Annotated in this window: 16 protein-coding genes, 4 tRNA genes and 1 pseudogene; 10 read left to right on the forward strand and 11 right to left on the reverse strand. The window is 68.4% G+C overall.

The window, feature by feature from the left end:
• Positions 1–241: 241 nt before the first annotated feature.
• Complete coding sequence (locus ACWDSJ_RS18700; protein ID WP_450033324.1) at positions 242–469, reverse strand: hypothetical protein; 228 nt, start codon at positions 467–469, stop codon at positions 242–244.
• A gap of 294 nt (positions 470–763) precedes the next feature.
• On the opposite strand from ACWDSJ_RS18700, the gene ACWDSJ_RS18705 reads away from it, so the two are divergent.
• Positions 764–1,669, forward strand: coding sequence for an MHYT domain-containing protein (locus tag ACWDSJ_RS18705; RefSeq protein WP_450033325.1), 906 nt, complete (start codon positions 764–766; stop codon positions 1,667–1,669).
• Between the two features lie 78 nt (positions 1,670–1,747).
• Here ACWDSJ_RS18705 and ACWDSJ_RS18710 read toward each other — a convergent pair whose 3' ends face one another.
• The 6 genes and pseudogenes from ACWDSJ_RS18710 to ACWDSJ_RS18735 form a co-directional block, all read right to left on the reverse strand.
• Entirely contained in the window at positions 1,748–3,889 is a 2,142-nt protein-coding gene (locus ACWDSJ_RS18710) for a hypothetical protein (protein WP_450033326.1), read from the reverse strand.
• A 5-nt stretch (positions 3,890–3,894) separates the two neighbouring features.
• On the reverse strand, positions 3,895–4,716 hold the full coding sequence (locus ACWDSJ_RS18715; protein ID WP_450033327.1) for a hypothetical protein: 822 nt from the start codon (positions 4,714–4,716) through the stop codon (positions 3,895–3,897).
• Positions 4,713–5,549, reverse strand: coding sequence for a vWA domain-containing protein (locus ACWDSJ_RS18720; protein ID WP_450033328.1), 837 nt, complete (start codon positions 5,547–5,549; stop codon positions 4,713–4,715). Before ACWDSJ_RS18720 ends, ACWDSJ_RS18715 begins: the two co-directional genes overlap by 4 nt.
• 143 nt (positions 5,550–5,692) lie before the next feature.
• Entirely contained in the window at positions 5,693–5,830 is a 138-nt protein-coding gene (locus tag ACWDSJ_RS18725; protein WP_450033510.1) for a hypothetical protein, read from the reverse strand.
• A gap of 180 nt (positions 5,831–6,010) precedes the next feature.
• Positions 6,011–6,157: pseudogene (locus tag ACWDSJ_RS18730) on the reverse strand (DUF4236 domain-containing protein); the annotation flags it as partial.
• Between the two features lie 404 nt (positions 6,158–6,561).
• Positions 6,562–6,636 (reverse strand) — tRNA-Val (locus ACWDSJ_RS18735).
• Between the two features lie 295 nt (positions 6,637–6,931).
• Here ACWDSJ_RS18735 and ACWDSJ_RS18740 point away from each other — a divergent pair.
• The 3 genes from ACWDSJ_RS18740 to ACWDSJ_RS18750 all read left to right on the forward strand — a co-directional run bounded on the left by ACWDSJ_RS18740 (position 6,932) and on the right by ACWDSJ_RS18750 (position 7,184).
• Positions 6,932–7,004: transfer RNA gene (locus ACWDSJ_RS18740), tRNA-Gly, on the forward strand.
• A 20-nt stretch (positions 7,005–7,024) separates the two neighbouring features.
• Positions 7,025–7,095 (forward strand) — tRNA-Cys (locus tag ACWDSJ_RS18745).
• 14 nt (positions 7,096–7,109) lie between these two features.
• Positions 7,110–7,184, forward strand: a tRNA-Val gene (locus tag ACWDSJ_RS18750).
• Positions 7,185–7,235: 51 nt separating this feature from the next.
• Here ACWDSJ_RS18750 and ACWDSJ_RS18755 read toward each other — a convergent pair.
• Positions 7,236–8,165 carry an ATP-dependent DNA ligase gene (locus tag ACWDSJ_RS18755; protein ID WP_450033497.1) on the reverse strand — a complete coding sequence of 310 codons (930 nt, stop codon included), beginning with the start codon at positions 8,163–8,165 and terminating at the stop codon, positions 7,236–7,238.
• A 130-nt stretch (positions 8,166–8,295) separates the two neighbouring features.
• Entirely contained in the window at positions 8,296–9,063 is a 768-nt protein-coding gene (locus tag ACWDSJ_RS18760; RefSeq protein ID WP_450033329.1) for an ArsR/SmtB family transcription factor, read from the reverse strand.
• Positions 9,064–9,157: 94 nt separating this feature from the next.
• Between ACWDSJ_RS18760 and ACWDSJ_RS18765 the strand changes: the two genes are divergently transcribed.
• The 4 genes from ACWDSJ_RS18765 (at position 9,158) to ACWDSJ_RS18780 (ending at position 17,877) form a co-directional block, all read left to right on the forward strand.
• The gene (locus ACWDSJ_RS18765; RefSeq protein ID WP_450033330.1) at positions 9,158–10,564 is read left to right on the forward strand and encodes an MFS transporter; all 1,407 of its coding nucleotides are present in this window, start codon (positions 9,158–9,160) and stop codon (positions 10,562–10,564) included.
• 145 nt (positions 10,565–10,709) lie between these two features.
• On the forward strand, positions 10,710–11,903 hold the full coding sequence (locus tag ACWDSJ_RS18770) for a hypothetical protein (protein WP_450033331.1): 1,194 nt from the start codon (positions 10,710–10,712) through the stop codon (positions 11,901–11,903).
• Positions 11,904–12,007: 104 nt separating this feature from the next.
• Positions 12,008–12,421: a hypothetical protein gene (locus tag ACWDSJ_RS18775; protein ID WP_450033332.1), complete on the forward strand. Its 414-nt coding sequence runs from the start codon at positions 12,008–12,010 to the stop codon at positions 12,419–12,421.
• The gene (locus tag ACWDSJ_RS18780; protein ID WP_450033333.1) at positions 12,418–17,877 is read left to right on the forward strand and encodes an HAD-IC family P-type ATPase; all 5,460 of its coding nucleotides are present in this window, start codon (positions 12,418–12,420) and stop codon (positions 17,875–17,877) included. Before ACWDSJ_RS18775 ends, ACWDSJ_RS18780 begins: the two co-directional genes overlap by 4 nt.
• Positions 17,878–17,937: 60 nt before the next feature.
• Here the strand turns inward: ACWDSJ_RS18780 and ACWDSJ_RS18785 are convergent, their stop codons facing one another.
• Positions 17,938–18,873 carry a hypothetical protein gene (locus ACWDSJ_RS18785; RefSeq protein ID WP_387356643.1) on the reverse strand — a complete coding sequence of 312 codons (936 nt, stop codon included), beginning with the start codon at positions 18,871–18,873 and terminating at the stop codon, positions 17,938–17,940.
• A gap of 291 nt (positions 18,874–19,164) precedes the next feature.
• Here ACWDSJ_RS18785 and ACWDSJ_RS18790 point away from each other — a divergent pair, with 291 nt between their 5' ends.
• Both ACWDSJ_RS18790 and ACWDSJ_RS18795 read left to right on the forward strand, forming a co-directional pair.
• Positions 19,165–20,334: an MFS transporter gene (locus ACWDSJ_RS18790; protein WP_450033334.1), complete on the forward strand. Its 1,170-nt coding sequence runs from the start codon at positions 19,165–19,167 to the stop codon at positions 20,332–20,334.
• Between the two features lie 4 nt (positions 20,335–20,338).
• Positions 20,339–20,878, forward strand: a complete 540-nt coding sequence (locus ACWDSJ_RS18795; RefSeq protein ID WP_387356641.1) for a GNAT family N-acetyltransferase — start codon at positions 20,339–20,341, stop codon at positions 20,876–20,878.
• Here ACWDSJ_RS18795 and ACWDSJ_RS18800 read toward each other — a convergent pair.
• Complete coding sequence (locus ACWDSJ_RS18800; RefSeq protein ID WP_450033335.1) at positions 20,859–21,767, reverse strand: class I SAM-dependent methyltransferase; 909 nt, start codon at positions 21,765–21,767, stop codon at positions 20,859–20,861. The two genes, ACWDSJ_RS18795 and ACWDSJ_RS18800, sit on opposite strands and share 20 nt — an antisense overlap.
• Positions 21,768–21,851 lie beyond the last annotated feature (84 nt).

The raw sequence follows: 21,851 nt of genomic DNA on the forward strand, positions 1-21,851 counted from the left end.
ACGACTTTCGAGCATGCTATCGGCGGGTACCGACAACATGTTTCGTGTCCGGACGGGGCGGGTCGTTGGAGGGCCGAGCAACCGCTTTGGGCAACGCAACAAATACGACTGATCGGTCCGTTCAAGTTGAGCAAGCAATAGCTGCGCGGGTTATCGGGGGCATGGTCATGTTCGAGTTCACGCCGCAGTCGAGAATCGGGACGAGGGTGTTCGGCCGTCATCCTCATACCGCCCGGAGACGTTATCCCGCGCAGACCTCGGGTTCGAGAGATCGCCGCATGGTCTTGGCGATGGCGAGACGGCGCAGGCCGGCAGGGGCGGGGTCGGACATCGCGCCGGAGGCGTCGGCCGCGGCCAGACTGCGGACGGGACCGATATGGCGGATGCGGTAGTCCGCGGTGGGTGCGGAAGCCGTCCAGGCGCTGTAGGCCAGAGCGGCGACCTGAGCGGGCGCCGGGCGGGCCAGCACGCGTTCAGCGTAATACGAGTTCAGGTGGAGGCGTTCATGTTCAGGGACCGTGAGAGTCCCGACTTGTCAGTGATTGGGGTCGGAACGCCGTGCAGGCCGATGTCGTGCAGCAGGTATTTGCTGAGGATTGTCCGCAGACAGTCGGATAGACCTTTGCTATAACGACATTTTTGTGATGCAGATCATAGTTTAGCCAGGAAGCGCCGTCTTCTTATTCGTGCCGTTTGGCGTAATCTCCCCGGTGATAATTGCTTTCTTTGGTTTCGAGGCCGCGATCTGCGGTGGGGGTCTGTCATGATTCTCGACGTTCACCACTTCAGTTACGGGTGGTTGACTCCCGGCATTTCCTATGTGATGTCGTTTACCGGATGTTTGCTTGGCTTGCAGTGCGCGGCGCGGGGGCGGGTGAGTCCGACGGGGCGGTCGGCCTGGCTCGCCTCGGCGGCCGTGGCCATCGGCGGGACCGGGATCTGGGTGATGCACTTCGTCGCCATGCTCGGGTTCTCGATCCAGAACGCGCCCATTCGGTACGACGTGGTGCTCACCACTCTCAGTGCCGTGGTGGCGATCGTGGTCGTGTGGATCGGGCTACGGGTGGTGGCTCGGCCGCGGCCGTCGCTGGCGGCGATGCTCGCGGGAGGTGTGATCACCGGGCTGGGGGTGGCGGCCATGCACTACATGGGCATGGCCGCAATGAAATCCACGGCCTCGGTCTCGTATGACCCAGTGCTGGTTGCGGTTTCGGTGCTCATCGCCGTTGTGGCGGCTACCGCCGCGCTGTGGTTCACATTGCGGATCGATGGGATTCTCGCGACGTTGCTCGCGGCTTCGGTTATGGCGGTTGCGGTTTCGGGGATGCATTACACGGGGATGGCTTCGATGCACGCGCATGACAATGGGGAGCACAAGGTTCCGATGGGGGCCGATGCGTTGCAGTTGTTCGGGCCGTTGGTGACGATCATCGGTGGGGTGACGATTTTGCTGTTGGTGGCCGTTGGGTTGACGCCTATCGAGCGGGGGGTTGTGGAGCTCGAGAAGGGGGGTGGGGAGCGTTCGGCCGTGGTGAGTTCCGAGACGATGGGGACGCGGTACTGGCCGACTACGGCGACGGTGCGGTCGCGGGAGGCGCATCCTTTGGAACGGGTGGACAAGACGGCGGCCGAGGAGGAGAGAACCCGATGGTCCCTGAACGGGCAGTGAGGGGAAGTGGTCCTGGCTCTCGATTGCCGCCAATCGAGATCGGCGTGAGAAACCGTTGTGCCGCAGCCTTTCTGATTGCTAGTGGCCGCTCAGGGCGAAGCGCACGTAGCTGAGGTGGGACAGGTGCTTGCGATGGCCTTTCGCCTCCGCGATCCGTTGATCGAGTGCGGCGAGTTCGGCCGGGGCGTTCTGCAATGCCAGTAAACGTCGGGCGAATTCCTGCCGCTTGTTCGCGGCGGACGCCGTCGCGATGGCGGCCTGGGACGAGAGCTGCGCCGATTCAGCCTCATATTGTTTTTTGGCCTGATCCTGTTTCGGCCCGACTTCTCGTTCCACCATATGCTGCTGCTGGGCCAGTCTGCCCATCTCACGCTGGTGGTCTGCCCTGATAGCCGCAGCGTTGGACGGTTCGGTCCGCGAGAATCGCGATCGGATCCTGGTTGCATGTGCACTGCGCCAGTTCTCCAACGCGGTGGCTTTGATCTCACCGATGCCCTTGACGTAGACCGGCCCCCGGAGGGTGTGAATGTAGGCGGTTACCGAATTGTAGGTACCACCGGGCGCACTCAGACTGAAGCCGTTGAAATCGGCTGCCGTTCGAATTCCTTGCGCAGCAAGGTTATTCGTAAGTTGATGACCGATACCGGATATACCCGCATCCGATATCCCGAACCGCGCCAGCTGCTGTTGGACGAAGGCAGTCCGCTCCGAGTCCAGGGCCTCGTCGAGCCGCTGTCGCAGCCTTCGTCCGAGATCGTTTCGTTCTCTGTCAATGGCGGCAAGGGCACGGAGTTTGTGTTGCTCAATTGCCGCGAGTTCCGCTGTGTATCTGTCCTGCAAGCTCTTTCGCAGGATAGGGAGTTGCTGTAGTCGCTGAGACTCGGACTGGTCCAGCTGTGCTTGCTCAGCCCGCACCGCGGCCTCGGTCCGGACGATGTCGGCAGCTTCGTCACGCCGATGCCGGAGATCGCTGAGATATCGGCGCGACTCGACGACCTCAGGCCTCGCGCGACGCGCCGCCCACACCATGGCCACGGTTACCAGCAGTGGAAGCAATGCCATCGGAGGAGCGAAGACAACGAGGACGGGCAGGGCAATGAGGATCACTAGAACCATCACGATCGCCGTCGCGACGTCCAGCGACCCGCGTCCGGCGAATCGCTGTGGGGTCGCGGGCGCGGATATGGCTAGCGGCGGTGATGATTCCGCCTCCGACACCCGCCCGGTCATCCAGTCCGGCAGTCCCTGGGCGGTCGTGGTCGCGGATGTCGCGATCGGCGCAGCAACCGCGTCGGCGATGGCATCGGCAAATGTGGGCAGGGCGGCCAGTGGCTGTGTAACAAGCGAGCGCAACTGATCCGCCAGCTGCCGGATCTCCCGGTCGGCGTGCGTGAGCAGTGCCGGAAATCGTTGCGAGAAATCGGGATTCGTGAAATCGTCTTCGGCGAGCAAGAGGTACTCGCCTTGTGGTTCGTGTAACTGTCGCCACAGGCTCGGATCGATGGCGATAGCTTTGAGTGCTGCATAAATGACCCAGGCGGAGAAGCGATCCAGGGCCGTGCTGAAGTCATCGTTTCCCCGATGCGGTGACTGATAGTTGCGGTGCCCGCGCTCGGTTCCGCCTAATCCGGCCAATGCGGGTACGTACATACCGTCGTAGTCCAGTAGTCGGAGCGTGCAGTCCCCAGCGACCAGGAGGTTGCCGTGCTGCAGATCACCGTGCGCGATACTGTGCGCTTCGAGGTCGCACATGAGGCCAGCGAATCGTTCGGCGAGCCGATCGACGCTCGACCGGTCGCTGTGATGGATGTCCAGCCATGCCGACAGGGTCAGGCCCTGCGCCCACTCCATTTTCAGGACTGGATATCTCGTCCCGCCGACCAAAATGGCGTCGGATAGGTACTGGAAACCGATCTTCCACGGCTGGGACAGGTCCGTGGCCGAGAGTGTGGCCAACTGATCGCTGATCGCGCTGTATCGAGCTTGCTGGTCGGGTATGAAGCGGGTGAAACACTTGATGGCGTACCGCGTTCCGGTGGCCTGGTGGGTCACGGGGAAGACGCTGGCGAAGGCGCCGGAGATCGCGCGGGGCTGACGTAGTTTGGTGAGTTCGGGGACCGAGTTTCTCAATTCAGCATCGGTGAAGCAGATACCCGGATGCTGAAGGGCTTCCTGATAGGCACCGGCGGTCGGGAATTCCCGAGGTATGGTCGTGACCATCGGTGCTACACCCCCTCGAAGTCGATTCGAATCAGGGCGACATCGTCGTTTCGCAGTTCTTGCCGGTCCCGGCGGTCGTCCAGCCAATCGGAGAAGCGGCTCGAGTCATGCGGACCACCGAACTCCAACAGCTCGCGTAGCGCCGCGGTGGGATCGGATGCCGCCAGAAACCATGCCGCCAATGCGTCGGACATCAGTAGCAGCCGGTCACCGGGAATACATATGCCATCGGTGAATTCGGTGCGCTCCAACAGCAGCGCGGTGTCATGGTTGCGGCTACCGAAGAGGTTCGGATTCGTCCCGAACTCCTCGGCGCTCTGTACCGGAAACGCGCTGAGCGGCAGTTCATCACGGATGTGGAACACGCAGCTGTCGCCCAAAGCGGCGGCCTGCCAGCGCCATCCGGTGCCACGGTCCGGCGTGACCAGCACACAGAGCATGGTCGCGAACGTGCTGCCAGCTAGTTTCGACTGTTCATACCACGCCAGTGGACGGCCTGCTGCGGCCCGGTCGGCCGAGTACTCGGCCAGCCACGGATCCCAGCGGGCCACCACCTCGGCGGCAAAGTCCTCGAACGCCGCGCCGGTTCCGAAAAACTTCGGATCGGACAGTGCCCTCGTTGCCGACGCGGCGGCGAGCAGCGCGGCCCAATCCTTCGACAGCACACTCTCGGTCGCTCCATCGCACACACTCACGGCAACCGGACTGGAGGTGAGGACGTCGAAGGGTATCTGCGGTAGTACGCACACCGCGTCTTCGCACTCGGTCGCGGTGAAGCCGCGCTTGGGTACGACCAGATGGGTGACGTACAGGCCTGACGTCCTCACCGCAGTTCGGTCGCGCGGGTCCCGATGTCCAGGAATTGGACGACCGAGGTGATATCCGCGTTATAGACGAATCCCCTTGTGGTATCGCTGATCTGGTGCCCCTGTGCCGCAGCGTAGGATCGCATGTGGCTGGGCAGCACACTGGACATCGCGAACAGGGTTTGTGCGTAGGCGTCGGGCAGGCCGACCTCGGAGTTGGGAAAGGTCACTGGTGAGCCGCCTGCGGCAGAGACATGCAGGTTGAACAGGAGGACGGCACCGTCAGCCGTCGCTTGCGAGGTGATAGCGGTGGCGGCTTCGGTGGGGATGCCGTCGGTCGATTCACCATCGGTGAGATTGATGACGATGGGCGGGAAACCACCTGGGTGTTGCGCAATCCAGCCTCGTACCAGAGTTTCCGCGTATCGGAGCGCTCGATTCATGGGTGTGGCGCCGCCAATGATCGGGTCCATCCACACAGGGAATTGCACCGTGGACTCGACCAGTCCGCCCGCGCCGTCCGGGATCTTCTTCGACCGCTCCTCCACACGTGCCGGGTTGTCGGCAACCTCGCTCAGAGGCACCAGGTCGCGGCCGGTGAGCGCACCCGAGAAAGCCGACCCGACCGTCGCACCGTAACCGATCACGGCGACGTGGAAGTAGTCCCGTACCCCTTCCTCCTTGGCGCATTTGACAGCCAGTTCCGTCAAAAGTCGGTTGATCGCGTCGGCTACGACATCAGCCTTCTTCTGCGGGAGTTCACCACCGATCAGATCACCCATGGAGGTCGACTGATCGACAAGAAAGATGAAGCAGGTCGGATTGGTACGGCTGATCTCCGCCGTGTACGGCATGTGTGCTCCCCAGTGTGTGATCCTCGGACACGCCCGGCGTATCCCCAAACCTCGCTGACCGTAATGAAATCGAATCGCCGGGATGGTGTCAATCAGACAGCTCTCGGTCCCCGTAGCGAATTAGTTGCCAACCGCTGAGTTGATCAATGACGTTGTGCGTGGACGACTTTCGCGAACCACAGCGCGATCGCCCCAGCGATCGCCAACGGCGGCACCGCGACGATGACGCCGTGGGCCACTGCCGCGACCGCGGCGATCGAACACAGGACTGCCAACAGCACCAGCAGCACCTCACCGCCGGCAGACCCGGTTTTTGGTGGGGGCGGTTGTGCGCGTGCGGGTCTGGGCGTCGTCGCGGGACCGAAAGTCTGTAGCGGCGGGTAGGGAGGAGGCAACTGAGTCGACATAGGACGGACCGGTAACCGCGACCGTCGACCGCCGATCACCGTGGTGTCGTAGATGCCTGTGCCGGGTATCCGCACAGTTCGTTGCACGCGCCCGTCGGCGCGCTTTGTGACACGGAACGGTCCGCCGCCCGCGCTGTAGCCGACGCCCGACTTGGAGACCGTAATCCGAACCGGGCCGAATCTCTTATGTATTCGAACCATTGCGTGTCCTGATGGGTAGGAATCTCGATGCTCAGTTCAGTAGAGCACCGGGCACCGACAGCGCGGGTACGAATCACGATCATGGCGATGCCGTGAGGGCTACAACCGAAGCAGACGATCTGAGGGTCGCGTGTCGCACCATAGGATTCGAGGAACTCACCATCGGCGCAACGGTGTTCCGGCACGCGCTCGACCTTGTCGCCGATCCATAGACCCTCTACAAGGACTCCAGCGCCGAAGTCCGCCGCCATCTGAACGAGATGTTCTACCGGCGCTTCTGAAACTGCGATCTTCGCCCGACCTACACGCAACGGTGCGAAACCGTCACAGCACGAAGAACGCAGGTCAGAAAAGGAAAAAACCGCCGACCGCGCGAGCGGTCGCCGGTTCCAACAAGGCGATCATGGTGGTCCCAGCTGGGTTCGAACCAGCGACCTCTCGCGTGTGAGGCGAGCGCTCTCCCACTGAGCTATGAGACCTGAAACCGTGGGGTCCGGGGCCGGATGGGGTCCGTTCCGAACGAGATGGAACCTTAACACGGTTCACCCTTGTCACACCAAATCGGGGGTTGAGCTGGGGGTTTCCGGTCGGGGGCGGGTGCGGCGGCTTGGGGAGCCGGCGGTTGGTGGGGAGGGGTGGGGGTGAGCAGGGGAACTACAGGGGTGTTATTCGGATTTTGGGCCTTCTACCAGGCGATTTGTTGGGTGTGTGGATCGTGGGCTAATGTTCTCTCTCGCAGCCGGAAGGGCGCGAGAGCGCGGCCGGGGGCGAAATGCGGATGTAGCGCAGTTGGTAGCGCATCACCTTGCCAAGGTGAGGGTCGCGGGTTCGAATCCCGTCATCCGCTCGAGGCCAACCGGCCTGGTTGGCGGTGTGGCCGAGTGGTGAGGCAACGGCCTGCAAAGCCGTGCACACGGGTTCGATTCCCGTCGCCGCCTCTAGTAGGCGACAGGCGCGATTAGCTCAGCGGGAGAGCGCTTCCCTGACACGGAAGAGGTCACTGGTTCAATCCCAGTATCGCGCACCATGTTCGGCAGGGTAGCCCCGGTTTCGACCGGGGCTTTCTTGTGTTCGGGGGTCAGCGGCGTGGCCGGTCGAGGTGTGCGTCGGGGCGGAGGCCGCGCCAGGACGGGTCGCGCATCATGCCGTCGGGGGTCCAGTCGGTGAAGGCCACTTCGGCTGTCAGGTGGGGGGCGACCCAGACCACGTCGTCGGCGTCGCCGGGATTGACCACCGCCGGTGTTTCCTGTTGCAGCGCAACCAGTCTCATGTGTAGGTCGGTGAGGGCCGTGCGGGTGAAGCCGGTTTCTACGGTTCCGATACGGATCAGGCGGCCGTCGGGGGTGGGGGTGGCGACGAGGAGGGCGCCGATTCGGCCCGCTCGGGGGCCGGGGCGCCAGCCGACTATGACGACGGGTTCGGTGTGCAGGTTTTCGATCTTGGTCCATAGGGGGGTGCGGCGGCCGGGGAGGTAGGGGGCGTCGAGGCGTTTGGCTATGAGGCCCTTCAGGTTCAGCTCTCGGGAGTGGGCCAGGAGCTCGGCGGCGGGGCCGGTGAGGCGGGGCGAGATCTGCCAGTGCGGGGTGTCGGGGGCGAGTTGTTCCAGGAGTTCGCGGCGGTGGTCGTAGGGGAGGTCGATGAGGGTGCGGTCGCCGAGGTGGAGGAGGTCGAAGGCCACGAAGACGGCGGGGGCGGTGGCGGCGAGGGCGGCGATCTCGTCGGGGTCGCGCTGGTGCATGCGGGACTGGATGGGGGCCGCGGCGGGGACGCCGTCGACGAAGGCGACTATCTCACCGTCGACCACATACGGTGGGTCCGCGGGTGCGAGGGTGGCGAGTTCGGGCCATGCCGAGGTGATGTTGTTGCCGGTGCGGGACAGCAGCAGCAACGTGTCGGCGACGTGGGCGACGGCACGGATGCCGTCGAATCTCATCTCGAAGGCCCAGTGCTGTTCGTCGCTGGGTATCGGGCCGGGGGCGGCCAGCATCGGGGGGTATCGCGGGAGCATGGTCACCTACTTCTCGTCGCTCCTTCGGCGAAACGGACACGACCGGCAAATAGGCAGCATAGTACCGGGCGGTCCGCTCAGGGCCGGAAGTGGTGAAGCGGGTGGCCGAGGTTGATCCGAAGCGGCTCTGTCAGGCCGCGACGTCCACGCCGAGCAGTCTCTCCAGCGCTCGGGCGCCCTCGTCCGTGACGCCGAGCGTCCGCCGTTTCCCGTGTCGCCGAACCCATCCCGCCGATTCCATGCGGGTCAGCACCGCGGCGCCGAGCGCGCCGCTGAGATGATGGCGTTGTTCGCTCCAGTCCAGGCAGAACTTCAGCAGTGGGCGGCGTTGGCGGCGAACGGAATTCAGGTCGACGCCGAGATCGGTGAAGACGGGTTCGGCGTGCGGGCCGAGTTCGTAGGGGTGCTCCTGGAGTTGGGACGAGAGCGGATCGCCTTGTGCGCGTTCGGTTCCCGAGCCGCCGTCGGTGCGGATCAGGGCCTCGCGGCTCAGGAGGGCCTCGGTGACCGCGACGCCGAGCTGGCCCGCGAGGTGGTCGTAGCAGCTACGGGCGCGGCGCATGGCGGCGGCGCGGGTGGATTCGCGCAACGAGCGGACGGGGCGGTCGGGGGCCAATACGGCCAATGCCTCGATGGCGGCGGCCACCTGGGGGTTGGCCAGGCGGTAGTAGCGGTGGCGGCCGGAGCGTTCGACGATGAGCAGGCCGCCCTCGACCAGGCGTGCGAGATGTTCGCTGGCGGTCGAGGCGGCGACACCCGATTCCGCGGCCAGCACCGACGCGGGGAGGGAACGCCCGTCGGCCAGCGCGGCCAGGACGCGGGCGCGGGTGGCGTCGGCCAGCAGGGCGCCGACCGCCGCGATATCGGTGTAGCCGTGCAGGGGGCGGTTGTCGGTCATGTCTCCAGTGTGGCGCGGACACACTTCGGTCCGTACCGAAGTGTCCGCGCATGGTTCGGCGAGAGCCGAAGGATTCGCGGGCAACACTACGGATATGAGTGCTTCGACCCTCGACAAGACGACGATCGAGAACCCGCACCGGGGCCGTACCCTGGCCGTACTCTGCGCCGGGATGTTCCTCGTCCTGCTGGACGTGACCATCGTGAACGTGGCCTTACCCGCGATCGGGAGCGGGCTGCACACCGAGGTGGCGATGCAGCAGTGGGTGGTCGACGGCTATGTCGTCGCCATCGCGGGACTGCTGATCGCGGGCGGGACCGTCGGCGATCGAATCGGGCATCGGCGGGTGCTGCTGGCGGGATTCGCGGTGTTCGGACTGACCTCGCTGGGATGCGCGCTCGCGCCGAGCATCGGGGTGCTGATCGCCGCGCGCGTGGTGCAGGGCATCGGCGGGGCGCTGCTGCTGCCGAGCACGATGGCCGTGATCGTCGACGTGTATCCCGAACGCGGAGAGCAGGCGAAGGCGCTGGGCACGTGGGCGGCGGTGTCCTCGCTGGCGCTCCCGGCGGGACCGTTGCTCGGCGGGCTGCTCGTCGATCGGTTCGGGTGGCGGCCGGTGTTCTGGATCAATGTGCCGCTGACGATTCTCGCGATCGCGGGGACGTTGCTCGTGGTGCCGAATCGACCGGGGAACAAGGCCGGGCGGCTCGACGTGGTGGGGGCCGCCGGATTCGTGGCCGGGTTGAGCGGGGCGGTGTTCACCGTGATCGCGGCGGGACATCGGGCGGGCGGCGCGACCGTGGTGGTCGCGGCGGCGGTGGCCGTGCTGGGATTCGGCGCGGCGCTGTGGTCGGCGCGGGTGGCCGAGCATCCGATCCTGCCGTTGGATCTGTTGCGGCGCAAGGCATTTCTGAGTCCGAATGTGGTTGCCGTGCTGATGAACGGGCTGTTCAACGGGACGTTGTTCGTCGGGATGCTGTATCTGCAAGACGTGCTGGGCTTTTCGCCGCTGGCGGCGGGAGTCATGGTGTTGCCCATGGCGATTCCGCTGGTGGTGCTGGCTCCGGTGTCGGGGCGGTTGACCGCCGCGCGTGGGCCGCGGACCGCGGTGAGTCTCGGGTGCGCGCTGGCCGCGGTGGGGTCGCTGCTGTTGATCGGGGTGGGTCGGCACGGTGGGTCCGGTTGGCTGCTCGGCGGTTTCGCGTTGCTCGGGTGCGGGGCGGGTTTGATGACCACGGCCGTGGTGGCGGCCGTGGTACGGGCAACTCCCCCGGCCCGGTCCGGGTTGGCTACGGGAGTGTCGAATACCTCGCGCCAGATCGGTACCGCGACCGGAGTCGCGATCTTCGGCGCGTTCGCCGGTTCCCCGCACGCGAGTGGTTTCGTTCCCGCACTGCACACCCTCGCGCTCGCGGCGGCCGCGGCGTGGCTCGTGGCGCTGGTGATCACGCGGGTCGGGGTCGTCGCCGAGGCGGGCGGATCACCGAACGCGGGCCGGTGAGCGCTGGTGATCACCGGGGGTGCGGGTCGTGGCCGCGTGGGATCGGCGGGCCGAAGAACCGGACACGCCCCCGCTTGACCACCGAAACCGCCCCGAGCGCATACCCTTTCGAATGAACGTGCGAAAGCTGGTGTAAGGGGTAGGTGTGGCGACGAGCCGGGTGGACGCGGGCGGCGACGGGCTGCTCGACGACGTGCGCGAGGGGCTGTCGTTCCAGCTGGAGGAGATCGACGAGACGATCACCGCCATGGTGGCCGATCAGGCGGCGGAGCGGGCGCGGGACGGGGAGTTGATTCCGTTGCGGCTCGGGCTCGACGGGGAGCGGCCCGAGACGCTCACGCTGCTGGGCATTCGGTACGAGTTGTCGCGGGATCGGGTGCGGCAGATCTACACGCGGGCGATCGGGCAGCTGATCCGGCGGGTGCAGGCGACGGGGGTGCCGAGCACCGCGGTGTTCGCGGAACGATATCCGGTCGGCTGGGGTGACGAACGGTTGGTGCGGACCCTGCTCGCCGAGACGTATGCGACCGACGCCGATATCGCGGCGCAGGATCTGGCGTATCTGAAGTTGCGGCTCGCGGGGCACGGGCTGTTGGACTCGAAGCGGATCGCGGGGTTCGTGTTCCAGCGGATCGCCGGGTGGCAGCAGCGGGGGCGCTGGCATCCGACCGAACCGCGGCAGGCCGATCCGGCGGCCGGGCTGGCGACGCCGCTGTTGCGGCGGGCCGTGTGGGGGTCGGGGACTCCGGTGGCCCTGCCGTCGACGCCGCTGGACACGCTCGACGCGGCCGATGACGCGCGGGGTTCCATGTTCACCGAGAAGCTCGGGCGGGAGGCGAGCTTCGACACCGCGCTCGAGGCGCGCCTGCTGCGGGTGCTCGATCAGGGGGAGCAGGTCGAGACGTTCGTGGAGCGGCCCGGGGCGGTGGAGTACCGGCTGGACGGGGCGCGGCGCACGCATCATCCGACCGTCGCGGCGCGGCTGACCGACGGGCGGATCGTGTCGATGGACGTGGTGCCGTTGGGGCGGTTGGCCGTCTACGGGAATCGGATGAAGCTGGCCGCGTCGCGGGCGTGGGCGCACGAACGCGGCTGGGGCTGGCTGGTGTTCACCGGGAGCCGGATGGGGGCGGACGATCTGGCGCGGCACGAGGTCGACGCCCGGCACGAGAACGCGCTGCGCAACCGGCTGGCGCGGGGGCCGATGGGGTGGGGTGAGTTCGCGCGGTTCGTCGAGGAGACCGGTATCGACGTGGTGGACCTGAGCGCGATGGTCGTGCGGCACGGCTGGCGCTGGGAACGCGGGCCGTTCCGGCTGGCCCGCGACGTCAGCGGCTGAGCCCGTTCCGTCCGGAAGCGATTCGCCCCGGTGTCGCGCATGTTTGCCGGGCGCACGGGCGGGCACGCCGTGCACATCGCAAAAATCCAGAGGACGGGGAAATCATGAGCATTGCATCGAGCACTGCGAAAGCGTTGGGTTCCACGGCCTCCGCCACCGCGCAGGCGGCCGGCGCGGTCGGCGGCGCCGCGGTGGGCGCGACCACCGGGGCCGCGCGCGGCATGATCGCCGGGGCCGTCTCGGGCGCCCGGAACGGGATCGACGCGCCGACGGCCACCGCGCTCGGGGTCGCCGCCGCGGGCGTGGCCGGACTCGTCGAATGGCCGATCGCGGCCGCGGCCGGTGGGGTGGCGGGTATCGCCTATCTCGCGCGACGCGGCAAACATGAACCGCCGCAAGAGGTTTCGGCGTCCGAGACGGAGAAGCCGGTGGCCGTCGAGGGCAAGCGGAAGTCGAGTTCCCGCAAGCAGTCCGGCCCGGCCAACCGTTCGCGTCGACCCGCCCGCAGCACGCCATGATCGCAGCGCTCCGATCGATCGTCACCGCCCCTGTCCGTATCCCGATGGCCGTCGGCTTCGAATTGGCCCGCAGACCCGCGGAGTTGGTGTCGAGGGTGTGGGATCCCGCCGCCGAATTCATACGTGATCCGGCGGCAGCGGCGTCGCGGGTGCTGGACCCTGCCGCCGAATTGATGCGCAACCCGGCGGCGATGGCGTCGCGGGTGCTGGACCCTGCAGCCGAACTCATGCGCAACCCCGCTTCGATGGCAGCGCGGGTTCTGGACCCTGCCGCCGATCTCGTACGCAACCCCGCGATGACGGCAGCGCGGGTGCTGGACCCTGCCGTCGAACTCATGCGCGGACCCGCGATGACGGCAGCGCGAGTATTGGACCCCGCCGCCGAACTCATGCGTACCCCGGCGATCGTGGCAGGGCGAGTGCTGGACCCTGCCGCTGAGCTGGTGCGCGATCCCGGGGCGGCGGTGGCGCGGGTTCTCGATCCCGCTGCTGGCTTCGCGCGGGAGTCGGCGGCGAGGGCGGCGCGGGTGTTGGACCCGGCGGCCGGGTTTGTGCGCAGACCTGTGGGGTGGGTGCTGGATGCTGGGGTTGGGGAGGTTGTCGGGGAGTTGGGTGAGGGGGTCGGGCGGGAGATCGGGGCGTTGTTCGATCCGCGGCGGTTGCGGCGGCAGCGGCGGATCAGTGTGCGGGGCAATAGGATTCATGCCGAGGTGCGGGGATTGCGGGGGGCGGACGGCGGGGAGGTCGGGGGTGCGTTGCGGGGGCGGCTCGGGGCGGAACCAGGGGTGGAGTGGGTTCGGGTCAATGCGGCGACCGGGCATGTGACGGTGGCCGGCGAGGCGCTCTCGCCCGGGCGGCTGGAGACGCTGCTGGAGAAGATCGAGGAGGTGGCCGGGACCGCGGAGCTGCCGTGGAGTCGGACGGTGGAGCATCCGGCGGATGTCGAACCGGTGCTGAACTCGGCGTTGCAGCTCGCGGGGGATGTGATCGGGCTCGGGGCGGCGCTGGCGGGGCGAACGCTGCCGTTGCCGCCGCCCGCGAATGTGCTGCGCGCGACGGTCGGATTCGTCGACGGGCAGCCCCGGGTGCGGGGTCTGCTGGAGGCGCAGTTGGGGCGGCATCGCACCGATACCGTGATCACGGTCGGGAACGCATTGAGCCAGGCGATGGATTCGCAGGTGACGAGCCTGCTCGCCGATGCCGTGCAGCGGTCGGTGCGCTTGGTCGAGGCGGGGGCGCGGTACGCGCAGTGGCGACGCTGGGACGACCGGCTCGCCGATCCCGAGCAGCCCGGCGTGCCCGAATGCCGCACGCCCGGACCGCGTCCCGTGCCGCTGCCGCGCGGACCCGTCGAACGCAGCGCCGACGAGGTCAGCTCGGCCTCCACCCTGGTCTCCGCGGCGACGCTCACCGGTGGTCGCGGCGTGCGCGACGCCGCCGACGCGGTGGCCGCCGGTGTGCCGAAGGCGGCCCGCGCGGGGCGGGAGGTGTTCGCCGGAACCTTGGCGACCGCCATGTCCGCGCGCGGCGTGCTGACCATCGATCCGTTGCTGTGGCGGCGGCTGGATCGGGTTTCGGCCATTGTCGTCGACCGGCACGCCGTTCGCGGGGAACGGTCGGTCGTCCTCGCCGCCGACAGCGCGACCGACGACTGGCCGACCGAGCAGGTCTGGAGCGCGACCCAGCGGCTGTTGTGGCGCAATGGCCACGAGTTGCCGATTCCGCCGCCGCGGGGGCGTCGGCGGGCCGATCTGGAATTGGTTCCCGAGGATGTGCCGCACGAGGACGAGCACGGAGGGATCGATGAGAACCGTTCGGTAGCAAAGGGTTTCGACTCCGATGAACCGACGCGTGCGACCTCGTCCGAGGAGATCCATTCGGAGACGGAGCGGGACGGCGATGCGATCGCGGCGAGCCGCGCTGCCGGTGACACGACCGCGATGCGGTTGGGGTCAACCGGGAACGGCACTCCCCCAGTGAGTTTGGAGGAGACCGAAGAACACGAGTCCGCCCACTCGGCGCCGACCGGAGATGACTCGGGCACCATTCTTTCGGTGGAGAGCGGGGATGTCTCGGGCACAAACCTTTTGGAGCCGACGGCGGACAGCTCGGGTACGACACATTCAAGCCCGACCGGGAGTGGCTCGGGCACAACATATTCGGAATCGAAGCGGACGGCGGGGCATGGCCAGCAGCCGACCGAGGCTGTCGCGGGAGACGAGGATGACGCGAATATAGACATCCGCGACGAACGATGCGGAAGGCCTTGTGCGGGTGACGTTCCCGAGCCAGGCGATCCCCGCTGGTATCTGCTGCGAGAACGAGGCCGGACCGTCGGGCGCGTGCTCATCGGCCGCGAGCCGCATCCGGACGCGGTGGGCCTGCTGGCGGCGGCGCGGAAGGCCGGGTTGCGGGTGGTGCTCATCGGTGACGAGGGGACGGGAGAACTGCGCCGCAGCGCGGACGAGTTCGTGCGAGCGGGCGTTTCGGTGACGGAGCTCGTGCGGCGGATGCAGCGGCAGGGACATGTGGTCGCGGTGCTCAGCACCCAAGCGCATCGCGGATTGGGAGCGGCGGATCTCGGGATCGGGATGGTCGCGCACGGGGACGGCGGGACGCTGCACGTGCCGTGGCAGGCGGATGTGGTATGCCCGGATCTCGGGTGCGCGCGGGTGATCATCGCGGCAGCCGGACGGGCGAGGGAGGTCAGCGAGCGGGGGCGGGTGCTGACCCTGTCGGCGGCGACGCTGGCGGGTCTGCTGCTCGCGGCCGGGCCCGCGGGGAGCAGGCCCGCGCGGGCGACGAGTCCGATCTGGGCGGCGACGTTCCTCGGGCTGACCACCGGATTCATCGGCGGGCGGCGGGCCGCGAGTTCGGCGCCGCCGACCCGGGTGCCGCTGGTCCCGTGGCACGCGCTCGAGGCCGACGAGGTGCTGTCGCGGCTGCCCGCGCCGAAACGGCTCGCACCGCCGCCGCCGTCGCGGTTGGCGTCGGTGGGCGAGCGGCTCGCGGGCCGGTGCGCGGCGCCCGCGGCGACGCTGATCGATCTCGCCCGGCACGTGCGCCGCGAACTGGCCGATCCGATGACGCCGCTGCTGGCGGTGGGGGCGGTGGCCTCGGCGCTGCTGGGGTCGCCCACCGACGCGCTGCTGGTCGGTTCGGTGCTCGGATTGAACGCGGTCGTATCGGCCGCGCAGCGTCGCCGGGCGCGAATGTCGTTGCACCGCTTGCTGGTCGGGGAACGACTCGAAGCGCGGGTCATCGCCGACGACACCGAGAAGCGTTTGCCCGCAACGGATCTGCGGCCGGGCGATGTCATCGCGTTGTCCTCCGGCGAGGTGGTTCCGGCCGACGCGCGGCTGCTGGAGACCGACGGGCTCGAGGTCGACGAATCCGGTCTGACCGGTGAATCGGTGACCGTGGAGAAGCGGATATCGGCGACGCCCGGTGCGGCACTGGCAGATCGGTCCTGCATGGTGTTCGAGGGCAGCGTCATCGTGAACGGTACGGCGCGGGCCGTGGTGGTCGCGGTCGGGTCCGGCACCGAGGCCGGGCGGGCGCTGGCCGTGGCCGGGCCGCCGCCCACCGGGGGCGTGCAGGCGCAGTTGCACAGCCTCACCGAGCGGGTGTTGCCGTTCACGCTCAGCGGCGGAACCGCCGTCACCGCGGCCAGTTTCCTGCGCGGGCTGCCGTTGCGGCCCGCGCTGGCCGACGGGCTCGCGGTCGCGGTGGCGGCGGTGCCGGAGGGCCTGCCGCTGGTGGCGACCGTGGCGCAGTTGGCGGCGACGCGGCGGCTGTCGCGGCGCGGGGTGCTGGTGCGGTCCAGTCGCACGATCGAGGCGTTGGGCCGGGTCGACACCGTCTGCTTCGACAAGACCGGCACCCTCACCGAGGGGCGGTTGCGGCTGGTCGCGCTCGGTGATCTCGACGACGACTGGGACGCCGACCGGGCCGAGGAGTCCGCGGAGGCGCGGCGGCTGCTGCGGGCGGCGGCGCGAGCCTGCCCGAATCCGGCGGACGGGCCGCTGGTGCACGCCACCGACCGCGCGGTGGTCGAGGCGGCCGACACCGCGCTCGGCGAACAGGCCGCGCACACTTGGGATCCCATCGAGGAGGTGCCGTTCGAGAGTTATCGCGGGTACGCGGCGGCCATCGGGCACACCGCCAAACATCTGCGGCTCGCGGTGAAGGGCGCGCCGGAGGTGCTGTTGCCGCGATGCGAGAAAGTGTTGCGCGCCAAGGGATCCGGACGTCGCGTGCAGGAGTTCACCGCCGAGGATCGGACCGTCGCCGAGGAGGCGGTGCGACGGATGGCGGCGCGCGGGTTGCGGGTGCTGGTGGTGGCGCGGCGCGACTTCGCCACGGCCCCCGACGATGTCACCGAGGAGATCGAGCAACTCACCCTGCTCGGATTCATCGGGATCGCCGACAGCCCGCGACCGCAGGCCCGGCAGCTCGTGGAAGAGTTGGCGCACAACGGGATCGGGGTGCGGATGATCACCGGGGACCATCCGATCACCGCGCGCGCGATCGCCGAACAGCTCGGCATTCCCGCCGAGACGGTGGTCACCGGCGCGGACATCGACGCGCTCGACGAGGACGCGCAGGGTGAATTGATCGAGCACGCAACGGTTTTCGCGCGGGTGTCGCCCGAGCACAAGGTGCGGATCGTATCGGCCCTGCAACGGCACGGGCACGCGGTCGCGATGGCCGGGGACGGGTCCAACGACGCGGCGGCCATCCGGACCGCCGATGTCGGCATCGGGCTGGCCGCGCGAGGTTCGGTCGCCGCGCGGGAGGCGGCGGATCTGATTCTGACACAACCGGATTCGGGGTCGGATCTGACCGTGTTGCGCGACGCGCTGGCCGAGGGGCGGGGCATGTGGCAGCGGGTGCGCGACGCGATCGGGGTGCTGGTGGGCGGTAATGCCGGGGAGGTGACGTTCACGGTGCTGGGCACGCTGCTGTCCGGCCGCGCGCCGATCGGGACGCGGCAGTTCCTGGTGGTGAATCTGCTGACCGACCTGGGTCCGGCGATGGCGGTCGCGTTGTCCGGGCACACCGAGACCGAGGACGGAACGCTGGGCCCGCCGCCGGAGATCGGCGGGGACTTCCTGCGCGCGGTCGCGGTGCGCGGCGCCTGCACGACCGCCGGGGCGGGGGCGGCATGGCTGATCGGCCGGTACACCGGGCGACGGCGACGCGCGGAGACGATGGCGCTGGCGGCGTTGATCGGAACGCAGCTGGGTCAGACGCTGATGATCGGGCGGGACAGCCGACTGGTGTGGGCGACCGTCGCGGGCAGCGGGGCGCTGCTGGCGGGGATCATCATGACGCCGGGAGTGAGCCGGTTCTTCGGGTGTGTGCCGCTGGGGCCGGTGGCGTGGATGACGGTGGTGGGGTGTGCTGTCGGTGGGACGGCGGCGTCGGTGTTGGCGGGACGGGCGGCGCGTTGAGGGTCCCGCGCCTGCGGGACCCCTCTGGGCACGACCTCCGCCGGATTTCGGCGGGGCGGGTCAGTGCAGCATGAGCCCTGCCGCGATGAAGGTGATGATCACCAGGACGGCGAAACAGGTGATCAGTTGCCAATGTTTCAGGGCCTCTTGTTGTTTGGCGATGGTGACGCGGAGGGTGGCGTCCACGCGGTCGTGGTCGGCGAGGCGGCGGCGGGTGGCGTCGAGGTCCTCGGCGGTCTGTTCGGCGCGTTCGAGGCGGCCCAGGAGTTTGTGGATCTGTTTGGCCTTGTCGCGGGTGGCCTTGCGGGCCAAGGCCAATGCGGTGCGCTGGTGGACGAGTTCCTGGCGCTGCTGCGCGATGAGCAGTGCCTGCGCGCGGGTGTGCTGCTCCCAGTCGGTCACCGTCGCCCATCCTCCCGTCGTCTCGTCGCGCCAGCCCCAGGCCAGGTCGCCGGATACCCAGCCGTCCAGGAAATCCCGTACCGCCCAGGACTTTTCGGTCGGTTCGACCACGCCCGCGGGGCCCGCCTCGACGCGTCCGGAGACGGCGCGGTACTCGCAGACCGCCGGGGCGAAGTCGTCGACGCCGAGGGCGGGCAGGCGCGGTACCCAGAAGCCGGGGGCGCACAACCACAGGACCTCGTCGCAGCCGACCGCGCGCAGGCGGGCCGTGCGTTCCTGCGCGTGCGCCAAGGATACCGGGGCGCTGCGCACCTCGATCGCGCAGCGGCGAGAACCCTTGCGCCACAACACACTCGGAGTCTGCGCGCCGAGCGGCCGGTCGACCTCGGCGTCGTCCGCGCCGCACGCCAGCAGCCGACCGCGGAGCCAGTACTTGAACCGCTGCACATCCCAGTGACAGTTACCGCACCCCGGCTCCCGGCACCGCTCCCCCGGCTGATGTCCGCGCGGATTCGGCTCCACCACGGGCATATCCGTGGGCGCCAGCACCGCCGCGCCCGCTGGCCCGACCTCGGTCCGTTCCTTCGTGCTCACGCGACCACTTCCCCTACACCGTGCACCCGCCGACCGTTCCGGCCTGCTCCCTCCAGAGTGCCGCAAAGATCAGGACAGTTCACGTGAACCCGACCGGATTCGTTATGCAACCGGTTCGTCGGCGTGACCAACGAGCGTGGAACGAGGCCGCGCCGAGACCCCGTCCACGAACCCAGCCGCACCCCTTGTTGGGATCCGCACCCGTTTCGGGGCCCTGGAAGGGGTGCGGATTCGAATAAAGGGTGCGGCTGGGTTCGTGGGCCTGGGGGTGGTGGGGGTTAGGCTGCCGCAATGGGTTTGGCGGTGGTTCGGGGGGCTCGGGTTGCCAATGGGGTGGCGTTCGGGTTGCAGGGGTTCTTCTTGGCTGTGGTGTTGACGGAGTTGCCGCAGCAGCGGGATCGGTTCGGGTTGGGGGATGGGGAGGTTTTGGGGGCGGTGGTGATGGTTTCGGTGTTGGCGGCGGTGGGGAGTCTGGTGGCCGAAGCGGTGGCGGTGCGGTGGTCGAGTCGGGTCGCGGTGCGGGTGGGGTTGGGGTTGATCGGGGTGACGGGGGTGGGGGTGGCGGTGGCGCCGAGTGTGGGGGTGTTGTTCGTCGCGTTGGGGGGTTACGGGGTGGCGGTGGGGATGGTGGACGCCAGTACGAATATGCAGGCGGTGTTCATTCAGCACGGGTTGGGGACGTTCGTGTTGGCGTCGTTCTACGCGGCGTGGAGTGCGGGATCGATTCTGGGGGCGTTGTTCGTGGCGGGGTCGGAGAAGGTGGGGGTGCACGCGAGTTGGACGCTCGGGATCGCGGCGGGGGTGGTGTTCGTCGCGGGGCTGGTCCTGGGGCCGCGGTTGCTGGGGACGCGGCAGGCGGAGGCCGAACCCGAGGAGGCCGCGGCGGCCGAAAGGGTCGGGCTGCGAGCGTATTTGGCGTTCGGGGTGGCGATGGCGCTGGTGTTCGCGGTGGATCTCGCGGTGGGCAACTGGTCGGCGCTGTATCTCAAGGACGATCTGCTGTCGTCGTCGGCGACGGCAGCGCTGGCCTTGGCGGCCTATCAGGGGGCGTCGCTGCTGACGCGGGCGACGGGCGACGCGTTCACGCGGCGGTTCGGGGCGCGGGCGGTGGTCCGCACGGCCGCCGCGATCGGGTCGGTCGGATTGCTGCTCGTCGTGGCCGCCCCCTCCCCCGTCCCGGCGCTGCTCGGATTCCTCGTCGCGGGGCTCGGGCTGCCGGTGATCGCGCCGCTGTGCTTCAGCGAGGCGGGTGAGCTGACCGGCGGACGGGGGCTCGACGCGGTGATCGCCCGGCTCAACCTGTTCAACTACGCGGGCACCCTCATCGGCGGCGGCGTGGTCGGGGCCGTCGCCGACGCCACCTCGCGGCGCGTCGGATTCGTCATCCCGCTGATCTTCGCGGTGCTGCTGATCGGGTCCGCCCGGTGGTTCCATCCGCGTCGGTCGGTTGTGGTGCGATAGGACCATGATCGATACCCCAGTCACCGTCGACCGGGCCGGGCTGTGGGACGCCGAGGCCCTGAGCGATGTCGCGGCGGCCACCTTCCCGCTCGCGTGCCCGCCGGAATTGGCGCCCGCCGACATCGACGCGTTCGTCGCGAACGTGCTGTCGGAGGACCACTTCGGCGACTACCTCAGCGATCCGCACCGGACCGTGCTCAAGGCCGTAGCGGGCGCGGAGATCGTCGGCTACACCATGCTGGTCGCGGGCGAACCCGCCGATCCCGATGTGGCACAAGCGGTTACGGCGCGCCCGGTGATCGAGATCAGCAAGATGTACGTGCTCCCCGGCCATCACGGCAGCGGCGTGTCGACGGCGTTGATGGCCGCCGCCGTCGACACCGCCCGCCGCGGTGGATTCGCCGTGGTGTGGCTGGGGGTGAACCAGTACAACGAACGCGCCCAACGCTTCTACGCCAAACACGGATTCGAACGCGTCGGCACCAAGACCTTCACCGTCGGCTCGCGGGTGTGCGAGGACTACGTCATGCAGATGGCGCTGTGACCGGTTTGGCGACCGCGACGAACCGCGCCCCGAGGAACATGGTCTCGTACACCTCCGGAATCTCCGGCAGCGCGCGGCCGTAACGAGCCGAAAGTTCCCGCACCGTCAGCGAATCCGCGGTCCAGCCGCGCGCGCCGAACCAGGTTTCGGGCGCGCTGCGGTCGTCGGTGTAGAACAGCTCGCGCAGATCGAGCTCGGCCATCGGCGTGCCCCGCAGCTGCTCGGCCTGGAATTCGGCCATCCGATCCAGGTCCCGCAGATCGCTCATCGAGTCAAGGGCCAGGCGGCTGCCCGGCGCCGACAGTCGCTCGACGCGTTCGAACAGCGCCTCCTGCGCCGCGCCCGGCAGATACGGCAGCAGACCCTCGGCGGTCCACGCGGTGGGCGCGCCCGGATCGAAACCGGAGTCGAGCAGTGCCGCGGGCCAGTCCTCGCGCAGATCGATGGCGATGGCGTGCCGCCGGGCCGCGGGCACCGCGTCGTGTTCGTCGAGGACCCGGGCCTTGAATTCGAGCACCTTGGGCTGATCGAGTTCGAACACCGTGGTCCCCGCGGGCCAGTCCAGGCGATAGGCGCGCGCGTCGAGACCGGCCGCGAGGATCACCGCCTGCCGCACCCCGTCCGCGGCGGCCGCGCGGAAGTGTTCGTCGAAGAACCGGCTGCGCAGGCCGATCATGGTCGAGGCCAGCTTGGATTCGACGCGGTCCGAATCCTCGTGCAGCCAGCGGGTCATGCCCTCGTGGCCGGAGGCGGTGACGAAGCGGGCGGCGAAATCGTCGCGGATCAACGCGTCGGGTTGTTCGGACTCGAGTGCCCGGGCGGCGGCGACGCCGAGGGCCGTCGCCCCGACGCTGCTCACGATGTCCCAGGTATCTCCCTCAGTACGCACGGCATTCCTCCGATCGGTAGAACCAGCTGTGACGCAACGGAAAACGATCGAGCGTCCGTGACCACGGACACGCGCAATCTTACG

The organism is Nocardia sp. NPDC003482 (genome assembly GCF_053588115.1).